8 protein-coding genes are annotated in these 12,399 nt (G+C 65.9%); 3 read left to right on the forward strand and 5 right to left on the reverse strand.

Annotated elements, in window-relative coordinates; genetic code table 11:
• The first annotated feature begins 36 nt into the window (after positions 1-36).
• The gene (locus tag QFZ30_RS02495) at positions 37-1,488 is read left to right on the forward strand and encodes an aldehyde dehydrogenase (NADP(+)) (protein WP_307073162.1); all 1,452 of its coding nucleotides are present in this window, start codon (positions 37-39) and stop codon (positions 1,486-1,488) included.
• Between the two features lie 29 nt (positions 1,489-1,517).
• On the opposite strand, the gene QFZ30_RS02500 is transcribed toward QFZ30_RS02495, so the two are convergent.
• The 5 genes from QFZ30_RS02500 to QFZ30_RS02520 form a co-directional block, all read right to left on the reverse strand.
• Positions 1,518-3,902: a bifunctional SulP family inorganic anion transporter/carbonic anhydrase gene (locus QFZ30_RS02500; RefSeq protein ID WP_307073164.1), complete on the reverse strand. Its 2,385-nt coding sequence runs from the start codon at positions 3,900-3,902 to the stop codon at positions 1,518-1,520.
• Positions 3,903-4,252: 350 nt separating this feature from the next.
• Positions 4,253-5,326 (reverse strand): M24 family metallopeptidase, encoded by a 1,074-nt coding sequence (locus QFZ30_RS02505; RefSeq protein WP_307080001.1) that lies wholly within the window; start codon positions 5,324-5,326, stop codon positions 4,253-4,255.
• Positions 5,327-5,469: 143 nt separating this feature from the next.
• A complete protein-coding gene (locus QFZ30_RS02510; protein ID WP_307073165.1) occupies positions 5,470-7,560 on the reverse strand; it encodes a DUF6807 family protein in 2,091 nt (696 codons plus the stop codon).
• A 17-nt stretch (positions 7,561-7,577) separates the two neighbouring features.
• Complete coding sequence (locus tag QFZ30_RS02515; protein WP_307073168.1) at positions 7,578-8,747, reverse strand: acetylxylan esterase; 1,170 nt, start codon at positions 8,745-8,747, stop codon at positions 7,578-7,580.
• A 47-nt stretch (positions 8,748-8,794) separates the two neighbouring features.
• The gene (locus QFZ30_RS02520) at positions 8,795-10,093 is read right to left on the reverse strand and encodes an ABC transporter substrate-binding protein (protein WP_307073169.1); all 1,299 of its coding nucleotides are present in this window, start codon (positions 10,091-10,093) and stop codon (positions 8,795-8,797) included.
• A 374-nt stretch (positions 10,094-10,467) separates the two neighbouring features.
• Here QFZ30_RS02520 and QFZ30_RS02525 point away from each other — a divergent pair, with 374 nt between their 5' ends.
• Together QFZ30_RS02525 and QFZ30_RS02530 are read left to right on the forward strand one after the other, a co-directional pair.
• Positions 10,468-11,412, forward strand: a complete 945-nt coding sequence (locus QFZ30_RS02525) for a carbohydrate ABC transporter permease (protein WP_307073171.1) — start codon at positions 10,468-10,470, stop codon at positions 11,410-11,412.
• Positions 11,402-12,352 (forward strand): carbohydrate ABC transporter permease, encoded by a 951-nt coding sequence (locus tag QFZ30_RS02530; protein WP_307073173.1) that lies wholly within the window; start codon positions 11,402-11,404, stop codon positions 12,350-12,352. Before QFZ30_RS02525 ends, QFZ30_RS02530 begins: the two co-directional genes overlap by 11 nt.
• Positions 12,353-12,399 lie beyond the last annotated feature (47 nt).

A 12,399-nucleotide genomic window follows, 5' to 3' on the forward strand; every position in this document is an offset into this window, starting at 1 on the left:
CACGATGAACTCCGACACGAAGAACAGGTAACTCCAGTGACAACTGCAACCCTCTCGCTTTCAGAGCTCACGGCTGCCGCCAGCAAAGCGGCCACCACCGCAGCGGCGGCCTCCGACGCCGAACGGGCCAGCTGGCTCAGCGCCGTTGCCGACGCGCTGGACGCCAATGTGGCCGAACTTGTGGCCATCGCCGATTCGGAAACCAGCCTTGGCACAGTCCGGCTGACCGGCGAGGTGGCGCGCACCTCAGGGCAGCTCCGCCTCTTTGCCCGCGTGATCACCGAAGGCTCCTACCTCGAAGCAGTGATCGACCACGCGGATCCGTCCGCCACCCCGCCGAAGCCGGACCTGCGCCGCATCCTGCGGCCCATTGGCCCGGTAGCGGTCTTCTCCGCGTCCAACTTCCCGTTCGCCTTCTCCGTGGCTGGCGGGGATACTGCCTCCGCGCTGGCGGTGGGCTGCCCGGTGGTGGTCAAGGCCCACTCGGGGCACTTGAGGCTGTCCGAACGGACCGCAGAGATCGTCACGCACGCCTTGCGATCGGCGGGCGCCCCGGAGGGTCTCTTCGCCCTGGTCAGCGGCCGCGAGGTGGGCACCGCGCTGGTCCAGGATCCCGCCATCAAGGCAGTGGGCTTCACCGGGTCCATCCCCGGCGGCCGGGCCCTCTTTGACCTGGCTGTCTCCCGCCCCGATCCCATCCCGTTCTACGGCGAACTGGGCAGCCTCAACCCTGTTGTCATTACCGGCGCAGCCCTGGCCGGGCGTTCCGGCCAGCTTGCCGCCGGACTGGCCGGATCATTCACTATGGGTGCAGGCCAGTTCTGTACCAAGCCGGGCCTGGTTTTCATTCCGGCGGGCACGGGTTTTGCCGCGGAGCTGGCAGAAGCCAGCAAGGATAAGCCGACGGCTGCCATGCTCACCCAGCGCATCGCTGACGCCTACCCGGACGGCCTGCGCAGCGTGGCTTCGGTACCGGACGTGGACATCGTCAGCGGCACGGTGGACCAAGATGCCACCCAGGACGGTGCGGCGCCCGTGGTGTTCTCCACGTCCGCCGCCAACGTGCTGGAGCGTGCGGACGAGCTGCTGGAGGAGTGCTTCGGCCCCACCACCCTGCTGATCGAATACTCGGGCCAGGAGGAGCTCTCCGCCGTGCTGGCGAAGGTGCCGGGCAGCCTCACGGCCACACTGCACGCCCAGCCCGGCGAAGACGTCTCCGGGCTCGTGGAACAGCTGTCCGGCCTTGCCGGCCGCGTCCTGTTCGACGGCTGGCCCACGGGCGTTGCCGTGAACTGGGCGCAGCAACACGGCGGACCGTACCCGGCCACCACTTCGCTGTTCACTTCGGTTGGGGCGACGGCGGTGCGCAGGTTCCAGCGTCCGGTGGCCTACCAGGATGCGCCGGACGCCGTCCTGCACCCGGCGCTGCGCGAGAGTAACCCCCTGGGCATTCCACGCCGCGTTGACGGCGAACTGATGCTGCCCTAGCTCCTCGCCCGAGACTTCCGTCCAGGCAACTAGCCGACAGGCTGGGCTTCCAGCGCCTCCGCCAGGGGCTGCCGGGGCAGCTGGTCGAGGTGAGTGATCCCGGAGGGAGTGATCCGCAGGACCCGTGCCGTGGAGATGTCGTAAAACAGCCCGGCCACGTGGACGCGTCCGGCCTCCACCGCCTCCAGAAGGCCAGGGCGGTGCTGGAGCCGTTCCAGCTGCACCGCGACGTTGACCATCGCAAGCTGGTCGACGGCGTCATACCCTGCATCCGCTGCGGCCACCTGAACAGGATGTCCGTCGCGGAAAGAAGCCAGGCTTGGCCTTGCGTGATCGAGCCATACGTCGATGGCCCCCCGCGGCCCGGAGCCGGACGGCGCATCGGACGGGCCCTCCGTGCCGGAACTGAGGGGGTCGGCGTGCAGCGCGGTCATGGCCCCGCAGCCCGAATGGCCGCAGATGACGATGGATTTCACCGACAGCTCGCTGAGGGCAAAGTCCAGGGCAGCTTCTATGGAAGCGTCCCTGCCGCTTTCCCCCACTACGTTGCCCACGTTCCGGACGGTGAAGAGGTCTCCGGGGCCGCTGCTGGTGATCAGGTTGGGCACCAGGCGGGAGTCGGAGCAGGCTATGAAGAGTGTGTCCGGGTCTTGGAACGAGGACAGCTCCTGCACGTGTGGCCGTACGAGGTGGGCGTTGCGCCGATGGTAGTTGTCCACACCAGTGAGTACTGAACGTAGGGGCGTCGGAACGTCCGGCGCAGCGGCGTGCCCGGCCTGGATGCGGCGCTGCCAGCTGCGCCACGGTGCAAAGCCGCCCCGAAGTGCCGAGCGCGAGGTGCCGCGGGTTGGCGGGCCTGCCTGGGCGGCGTGGAGCGTGGCAGTGCCGCTTTCCTCAATCACCACGGTGCCTCCGTTGGCCGTGTGCCGGTTGCGCCAGGCATCCAACGTGTCGTGGACCGGGTGATCGAGGAAGTCCACCTCCAGCTCGACCGTGACGTGGGAGCCCGCTGGAACGGAGGCCAGCACGGTGCTCAACCTCGGCAGCGAAAGGAAACTGCATGATCCGTCGATAACCACCCGCCACCGTTCCCCGTCTTCGGTGGCAAGCGCTTCAGCATGGATGCTGGCCCGCGCCACGCGCCACAGGACGAGTCCCACCGCCAGGAGCAGGCCGGTCAGTACTCCCGCCAGGAGATTGACGAACACAACGCAGAGCAGGGTCACCCCGTAGACGGTAAGGTCGCCGGTCACCCGGGCTGTCCTGATGTCCGCCACCCGGACAAGGCGCGAGCCAATGACAATAAGCAGCCCGGCGAGCACGGCCTCCGGAACCAGCTGGATGATGCCCGCCAGCAGCAGCGAGAAGACCAGGACCCACACCCCGTGGAGTACGGCCGACTTCCGGGTCCGGGCACCGGCCTCAATGTTGGTGGCGCTGCGCACAATCACGCCCGTGACGGGAAGTCCGCCGAGCAGCCCGGAGGACACGTTGGCCGCGCCCTGGCCCAGGAGTTCGCGGTTGAAATTGGTCCGCTGCCCATGGTGCATCTTGTCCACGGCTACCGCCGAGAGCAGGGACTCCACGCTGGCAATCAGTGCGATGGTCACCACGCCGATGACTATTGCGGTCCAGTTCCCTTCCGGAAGCTGGGGAAAGGACAACGCGTCGAGCAGCGAGCCGTCGAACGTGATCCTGTCCACGTGGAACGGCAGGGAAAGGGCCGTTGCGGCGATGACTGCAACCAGCGGCCCGGGAATCCGGCGGACGGGGGAGGGAAGGTGCTTCCACACGAGGAGCACGATGATGACAACCGCGCCAAGGATTGCAGCCGGGATATCAGCCGCGAAGATGCTTGCCGGGATGGCGATGATGTTCTCCCAGGCCGAGCTGGCGGATTCCGAGCCCAGCATCACATGCAGCTGCTGCAGCACGATGGTGATGCCGATGCCGGCCAGCATGGCGTGCACCACCACAGGTGCTATGGCCAGCGCAACACGGCCGATCCTGGCCACGCCGAGCAACGCCTGGAGCACACCTGCCGCCGCGGTGATGGCACAGGTGGCCTGCCAGCCGAACTGTTCGATCAGGCCGGCGACGATGACCGTCAGCCCGGCGGCGGGTCCGCTGACCTGCAGTGGTGAACCGCCCAGGCTCCCTGCGACGATCCCGCCCACGGCGGCGGCAATCAAGCCGGCCATGACAGGGGCGCCTGACGCGGCAGCTATCCCCAGGGAAAGGGGAACGGCGACGAGGAACACCACGAGGGACGCCGGAAGGTCCCAGCGGAGGCCGGATGTGAGGTAGTTCCGGACGCTGTTGGAAGGAGATGGGCCGGATGGGCCTTGCTGGACTGTCGACGCGTCCCTGTCAGTTGGAGTGGGCGGATCCGTCGTGGCGGGTGCCGATGGCATTGCAGTCCCTTCGCTGGTAGGTGGCGGTCCTGTGTCACGCTATTGACCTGCCCGTTCAGCCCGCAAGGACTCCGGTGGTGAGAAGAAACACTCCAAAAAAACGCTCTGACCTGCGAAAAGGCTGTCCAGCACCTCTCGCCGTGCGCTCCGGACGGCGGCTCTGCCCCGGCGTTGTGAGGGAAGAATTACCTGCCGAATCGGGCCCGGAATTCAAGTCAAATCAGCACAAATTGGCTCCGTCGGCCGTAGTCTGCGTGAATTTCGTACCCCTGAGATCACTGAAAGCGTGTGTTGGTCTAGACCTGTGACCCTCTGTTGCGGCCACGATTTGTGTTTCCGCCTCGAATGGGTCAGAGCTGTAGCGTCTGTGGCCGCTTGAGACCGTTGACTGTGGTGGCGGGCCAGCGCCCGTCCACGGTAAGGACCGTGATACCCGATTCGGTGAGCTGGATGGTGTCCTCGATTTTCACTCCCGGCCCGGACGGGTTCCAGGTGAACGGCTGGTTCAGCACCACCGTGTCGGTCACCGCTGCAGTGACGCGCGGGTCGCGCCCCGCGTAGCCGGCAGGCCCGCCCTGGTGGTGGTGCTCCCACTGATCGGCGCCGAAACCATGCCGGGCATAGGCTGCCTTGATTTCGGCGAAGATCCGGTCCAGGCGGGCGCCGGGAACCGTAGCGTCGAAGATGTCGGCCTCCACGGCGGCTATCCGGGCCTCGGCATCGAGCTCCTCCGGGGTGCCGGCGTCGAACCTCACCCACCGGGTGATGTTGGCTACCAGGCCGTCCCTGCGGGCGCACACCACCGCCATGGCGCGGCGGCCCAGGGGAGAATGCGTGGCCAGCGGATGCCTGAACGTGCCCCGCGAGTGGCCGTTGCACAGGAGCACCAGCGGTTCTGCGCCGGCGGCGACCACACGGCGAGCGAGGGCGGACACCAGCTCAAACTCGGTGGTGTCCGGACGGGCCGTGGCCAGTACATCGGTCATGATGCCAGCCAGTTCCGCGCTGAGGTGGGCGTAACGCGCACTCTCGCCCGGCAGGAGCTGCTGGCGCGCAGCCCTGAGCTCCGCGGCAATTTCAGCCTCAGCCAAGGGCGCGCTGTTGGAAGAACTCCCGACGGCGGCGGCGGCCTCGTGCAGGTTCCCGTACCAGGGTAGTGGGTGGACGGAGACGCCGGCCGGCAGTTCCTCCGCGGCCATGCGCCCGGCCTCGTTGTTGAACGTCACTAGGTGGTCGCCGTCCCGGTCCACCAGCATCGCCGCGATCGGGTCACCGGCCAGGCTGACGTGGACCCGGCTGCCGTCGAGGTACCAGGTCAGCGCCGTGTGGGTGGTCAGCAGCAGGCTGTCCCGGCCCTTGGCATCGAGAATGTCCAATACCCGGCGCCGTTTGACGTCCCTGTCCGCGGGCGAAGCCGGGGGCATGCGGCTGCCCGTGTCCTTGGCCAGACCAGCGGCCGAAGGGTGAGCGGGGGAAGGCTGGTTGGGGGCAGGTTGGGTGAGGGAAGGCTGGGCCGCTGAAGCCGGCGTGGCTGCCAGCGAGGTGGCTGCGGCGGCGGTTGTTGGACTCATGATTTTTTCCCCTGCTGGTTGATCAACGTGTCAATGTCTGCGGTACCTAAAATGCCGTCCGCGACGAACACGGTGACGCTGCGGCGCACCGGTGCGCCTGGTTCGGCTATGACCGGCACGTCCCAGGCGAGCGACTGGCCCACGCCCGGGTATCCCTCCACGCGGACGAACCACGGGTCCGTGGAACTCTCTGCGGCCACGAACACCAGGGTGGCGGCAGCGGCGCTGCCCGAGCTCCCGCCGTCGGAGGTCCTTCTGCCCGAGGTCCCGCCGTCGAACGTTCCCGACCAGGCCAGCCACGGCGTCACACTTCCATGGACCGCGCTCTCGCCCGCCCCGTCAGGAGTCCACACGTTGGCTCCGGCGCATTCCGGGAGCCGCCAGAAAAAGCCGCCGTATCCGCCCTCGTGGCGGCCGTTCGAGCCCGGGCTGCCCAGGCTCACCGGCCGGTCGCCGGCGGGGGAGAGGGCAAAGTCCAGTCCCAGTCGCCAGACTGAAGGGCCGACGGCGTCCCACGTCCAGGTGCGCTGCTCTCGGAGTACGGGGCGGCCGTCGGGGCCATTCCAGGACAGGGACTCGATCAGCCGGCCGTCCTGCGCTCCGCCCCGGTCGCCGTCGTGGGCTCCCGCGCCAGTGTGGACGATGCTCCCGTGGTCCGGCCGCCAGACGTATTCACCCGCCGGCCGGGTGTAGGTCCGGCCGCCCCAGAAATTCACGCCGTCCACATCCTGGAGCGCCACTCCGACACCCAGGTGCCACACATGGTCCAGGGGCTGGTGGCCGGTCACAACGGTTCCGGCGAGCGTACGGACCGGATGCAGGTACGGCCGCGGCGACGATACGGCGCGGATGCGGCTGCCGTCCTGATAGTCCGCCACGGGGTGCCCGCCGATGGTGAAGGTCCGGACCGGTGGCAGGCTGCGCGCCCACGGGACGCCCAGCTCAGCAAAAGTGGCCTGGGCTTTGGCGGCGCGTTCGATCAGTCCGGCAATTCCGTGGACCACGGGGTGCGCGTCGTCCCCGTGGCCCTCCCAAGTGATGTGGTCAGGGCCAATTTCGTGGGGGTCGGGCGCTGTACGGATGGCTTCGAGGACACAGGTGAATGCACCGGTGCCGGCCAGGGCGCAGAGCAGCGGCGTGCCGGAGGTCCGGGCGTCGAGCAGGTTCTCCAGGAGGTCGGTCCGGCCGAAGGTCTCCCTGCGCTCGCCGTCCGGCGTGGTGATGACCACTTCGTCCTTGGTGTAGAAGAACGTGATCTCTCCCTGCGTCCCGTGGACCGTGACAGACGGGTGCTGCTGTTCGGGCGCACACAGGGTCAGCACGCAGAGCAGGGTCCTCCCGCCCGCCGTGCGGACGCGGATGACAGAAGTGTCGTCACTTTGCGTGTCATGCGCACGGTACAGGTCCGTCTCCACGGAGGACACGTCGGCCACGGTGTGGGCGCCGGCAACACTCAGCGCGGTGGCGACGGCGTGCGCCAGCGCGTTGGTGGCCACGCCGTCCACCACATCGATGCCGTCAATGCTGCGCTTTCCTGCCCACCGTGAGCGCTTGAAATAGGACTTGGTCCGCACCCACATTCCGGTAGCGCTCAGTCCGAACACGTCGCCGATGCCGCCGGAGTCGATGGTTTCACGGATTGCCGGCAGGGCCTGGGACCCGAGGCTCTGGAAGCCCACCTGGACCAGCCGGCCAGCGGCGTCCGCAGCTGCCAGGACGTCCTGGAACTGGGCCATGGATGCCACGGGCGGTTTCTCGACGTACACGTCGGCGCCGGCTGCCAGGGCTGCCAGGGCAAGGGGTGCGTGAGTCTGGATGGGCGTGGCCAGGATGACCACATCAGGGACCGGCCCGGCAGCCAGCAGCTGGTCCAGGGTGTTGAAGACAGCCACGGAACCGGCAAGCCTGCCAGCCTCGGGCGGGTTGGGATCGGCCACGGCCACCAGTTCCAGGGCGCCGGATTCCTCGAGCCTGGCCAGGTTGGCCAGATGCCGTTCGCCGTAGCCATGAACGCCTACCAGGGCAATGCGCGGTGGGGCAGTTGCTGCTGGGGTGCCGGGTGCCGCGGGGGCGGATTGCTGAATCATCAAAGGGTCCTCGGTGGCTAAATGGTGGGAAGAGACGAAAGATCGTGGACGGAGGGGCTTCCGGCGCCCAGGGTCCGGGAGAGATAGCTGATGGCTTCATTCTGCATCTCCGCCGTAAACACGTGGCCGCCTGGCCAGAAGCTTCCGGTGTAGGCCGTCCGCCCGTGCAGGGCTGCCAGCGTCCGGTGGGCGTCGCGCATGCCTTCTTCCGGAAAGAGTTCATCCGCCAGGGCGTACTGCACCAGCAAGCCGTCGGCTCGGGACCTTGCTGTCAGCTCAGGCCAGTCGCCCAGCTGCCAGAGTCCGGGCGTCTGGAGCAGCCAGGAGTGCGCATCCAGGTAGGCAGGCAGCAGCGACTCGAACGTGGCCATCATGCAGGTCACCACGTAGTTCCGGATCCGGGGGCTGAGGGCCGCCAGCGTCAGTGAACGGCCGCCGCCGCCGGAGAAGCCGATGCAGCCCAGCCTGTCGGCATCAACTCCTGGAAGCCCGGCAAGGATATCCAGGGCGGCAAGGTCGTCGTGCGCCACCATTCCCGCCAGGCTGGTGCCCAGCAGGCCTGCGGCCTTGGCGACGGTGTCCTCATGGAATCCCGCGGCGGCGTTGTACAGCTCCGCGTCGGAAGGCACGACGCCGTCCTCCCGCCACTGCGAGTTCCGCGCCTCCAGCGCGGAGACCGTCCGCCGTGGCGGGGCGGAGAGGTCAAAGCGCCGGCTGCCCCAGGCGAACGTGTCGTGGGCCAGGACCGCAAAGCCGCTGCGGGCCACGTCCGTTGCGAGGGCACGGCCATCGTAGTGCCCTGCGCGTGCGGCTGCCGTAGACGGGTGGGACTCGGGAAGTTCCACCAGCCTGTCCGCCCCGCCGAACTTGTTGCCGCCGTGGCAATGCAATGCGAGGACGCCCGGCAGCGGTCCAGAATGGCCGGCAGGCCGCACCAGCCAGGCCGTGGTGCGGGGGCCGAATCCCAACTGCCAGCTGAGCTGGGAGGTGGTGACGCCGTCGTACGTTTCCTCCCACAGGAGCGTGATGTCTGGGGTACCGGCCCCTTCCGGAACGCCGAGGGCGTCCGAAAGCTCCTGCGCTGCCCGAGTGTCGGCCTGGAATCGGGCATGCGTCTGAACGTAGGCAGGCCAGTCCTCATAGCCGGCGATCGCGCTGGGCCGGACCGGCTGTGTATTTGTGCTCACTGACCTGCCTAAAGTTCGCGGAATGTGTGGTTCGAGGGTTGCCGAGGTCAGCCCAGGTTTTGGTTGACCTCGGAGATGAAGCCCTTGGCTGCGTCCTGCGGGCTGACCTTTCCGAAGAGTACATCCGTGTTGTAGCGGTTCAGGACCTCCATGGTGGCCGAAGAACCGGCCGGGAACGGAAGGGGCGGCTCGATGTCCAGTTTGGCCAGGCGGTCCAGGTACACGGCTTCCTTCTGCTGCGACTCCTTGAGTAACGGGGCGATTCCGGCCTTCAGCTCGGTGTTGGCGGGCATGCCGCGGTCGCTCTTGATCTTGGTTGCGGCGTCCATGTTGTTCACCAGGTAGTTGATGAACTGGGCAGCTTCCTTGGGGTGCGCAGATTTTGAGGAGATCGCGTATTCCATGGATGACCGCAGCCATGAGCCGGGCCGCGTGCTCTCGCCCGGCAGCTTCATCATGACCAGAGGCGATCCCGAGTAGGAGTTCATCTGGTTGCTCCAGGAGATCTTCATGCCCTGCTTTCCTTGGCCCATCAGTGTCAGTTCGGGCTGCGCGGAACCGTCCTCCACCGTCTGCGAGGCCGACGGCGCACCACCGGTTTCCATGAGCTTCTTGTTCAGCCCGAACCACTCAGCCGCGGTGTCCTCGCTGATGCCCAGTTTCGTGCCGTCGTCGGTGTAAAGGTCTTCGCCATGCTGGCGGGCCCAGACGGCAAGGAACGAGTCGTTGGCCATGGGGGTGGTGCCGAAGGTGCCCTGCGGCGAGTTCTTGGTGATCTGTGCAGCGATGTCCGCGTAGTCGTCCCACGTCCAGGTCTCGTCATCCGGAAGTTCCACGCCGGCTGCTTCGAAGACCTTGGGGTCGATAACCATGGACATTGCGTTCACCCCGGCTGTAATGGTGTATTGCTTGCCCGCGATCTTGCCCAGGTCCACTGTCCCGTCCGCGAACTTGGAGGTGTCGAGCTGGTCCTTCACCTTGTCCAAGTCAAGGAGCACGCCGCGGCTGGCATATTCGCCCGGGTACGCGCCGCTCATGGTGAAGACATCGGGAGTGGTGCCGCCGGCAATCTGGGTGGCCATCTTGTCCCAGTAGGAACTGAACTCGGTGTTCTCGCCCTCCACCTTGATGGTGGGGTTGGCGGCTTCAAAGGCCTTGATGACTTCCTGGGTTGTCTTGGCCCGGGAATCGTTGCCCCACCAAGCGAACCGGATGGTCACGGGATCCTCTACCGTTCCCACCTTTCCGGAGGCTGCGCCGCCCGCGCCACAGCCGGTAAGGATCATTCCCAGGGCCGCCGCTGCGCCGGCAACCCCCAATACTGACTTCTTGAGACCAAACCGCATTGTCCTGCCTCTCAGGCGTCGTTTTGTTGAGTAGAGTGTTTCATCGTGCAGAAAACGCTTTCTCAAAAACTAACAAAGGGCTATACAGGAGTCAAGAAACCGTTTACTTTGGTATGAAGCCGCTTTTTCAATGTCCCGCTGGACGGTGGCCGGATCCGGACAACAGCATCTGCGTTCTGCACTGAACAGAGTCTGCCACCGGAGGCGGTACGTAACATGATTGCTCCAGGGCGATCACCCAAGACGTGGAGGGCCACGATGACCAAAGGAGACCACATGGCCGCTGAACATATACCCAGGACGCCGCGACCGGTAGGCCTGCCGGCAGGTGTGCCGGCGGCAGCAGGTCTGCTGGCTGAAGCGGAGTCGCCGCAATGAGTGCCATCAGTGAACTCAGTACCCTTGCCAAACGCAAAGGGCCGGTGACCGCCGCCGAGAAGAAAGCCAACGGCCGGGACAACAAAGCCGCCTACATCTTCCTGCTGCCGTGGCTGGTGGGTTTGGTGGCCATCACCATCGGGCCGATGCTGATGTCCCTTTACCTGTCCTTCACGGACTACAACCTGCTGCAGCCGCCGGAATGGACCGGGCTGGACAATTTCATCCGGATGCTCAGCGACGCACGGCTGCATAACTCGCTGGGGGTCACCTTCACCTACGTTTTTGTCGGCGTCCCGCTTCAGCTCGCTGTGGCCTTGCTGATCGCCCTGGTGTTGGACAAGGGCCTGCGCGGGCTTCCGTTCTACCGGTCGGTGTTCTACCTGCCGTCACTGCTGGGGGGCTCCGTCGCCGTTGCCATCCTCTGGAAGCAGATCTTCGGAACCACTGGCCTGGTGAACCAGGTCCTCGCAATGTTCGGAGTCCAGGGACCGGGTTGGATTTCCGATCCCAGCACCGCACTGGGATCCATCGTTCTGCTGCACGTATGGACCTTTGGTGCCCCGATGATCATTTTCCTGGCGGGCCTCCGGCAGATCCCGGTGATGTACTACGAGGCCGCGAGGGTGGATGGCGCAGGGACGCTCCAGCAGTTCTGGCGGATCACCCTGCCGATGCTCAGCCCCATCATCTTCTTCAACCTCGTGCTCCAGATCATCGGATCCTTCCAGTCCTTCACGCAGGCGTTCATCGTCTCCGGCGGCAATGGCGGCCCGTCCGACTCCACGATGTTCTTCACGCTGTACCTGTACCAGAAGGGCTTCGGCCAGTTCGACATGGGCTACGCCTCCGCAATGGCGTGGTTCCTGCTGGTCATCATCGGTGTGTTCACCGCCATCAACTTCATCGCTGCAAAGTATTGGGTTTTCTATGACGACTAAGCTTCAGACGCTGCCCGCTCCGGACAAGAAGAGTGCCGGGGCCGGTAAGCCTACGAACCACCGCAAGCCCAAGAAGGCACGGGAATCCCGTGGCACGCTGGCCTTCAGCCGCTTACAGCGCACCAAGGCCCTGGTCAAGCACGCCATCCTGATCCTCGCCGGCGCCCTGATGATCTACCCACTGCTGTGGATGGTGGTCTCCTCGCTCCGGCCCAACGAGGTCATCTTCCGCGATCCCGGGCTCTGGCTCAACAGCCTGGAGATGAGCAACTACACGGATGGCTGGTCAGCTCTGACGCACCCGTTCGGCCACTACATGCTGAACTCGGCCATCGTGGTGGTGGGATCCATCCTGGGGAACCTGATCTCCTGTTCCATGGCGGCCTACGCCTTTGCCCGCCTGCAGTTCACCGGCAAGAAGCTGTTTTTCGGCATCATGCTGCTGACCATCATGCTTCCCTTCCACGTTGTAATCGTTCCGCAGTACATCCTGTTCTCGCAGATCGGCTGGGTGAACACCTTCTGGCCGCTCCTGGTGCCCAAGCTGCTGGCCACGGACGCGTTCTTTGTCTTCCTTATGGTCCAATTCATCCGGGGCATCCCCAAGGACCTTGATGAAGCGGCCAGGATCGACGGCGCCGGACACCCGCGCATCTTCCTGCGGGTGATCCTGCCCCTGATGGTGCCGGCCCTGGCCACCACCACCATCTTCACCTTCATCTGGACGTGGAACGACTTCTTCGGAGCCCTCATCTACCTGACGGACCCGGACATGTTCACCGTTCCGGTGGCCCTGCGAGCCTTTGTGGACTCGCAGTCGGCCACCAGCTGGGGATCGCTGTTCGCGATGTCCATCGTGTCCCTTCTGCCGGTGTTCCTGGTGTTCCTTTTTGGCCAGCGGTTCCTGATCAAGGGCATCGCCACCACGGGCATCAAGTAGTTTCGGGATCCGGCCCCTGCAACCGCTCCAGCCGCTCCAACTTCCCT

The organism is Arthrobacter pascens (assembly GCF_030815585.1).
Taxonomy (GTDB): domain Bacteria; phylum Actinomycetota; class Actinomycetes; order Actinomycetales; family Micrococcaceae; genus Arthrobacter; species Arthrobacter pascens_A.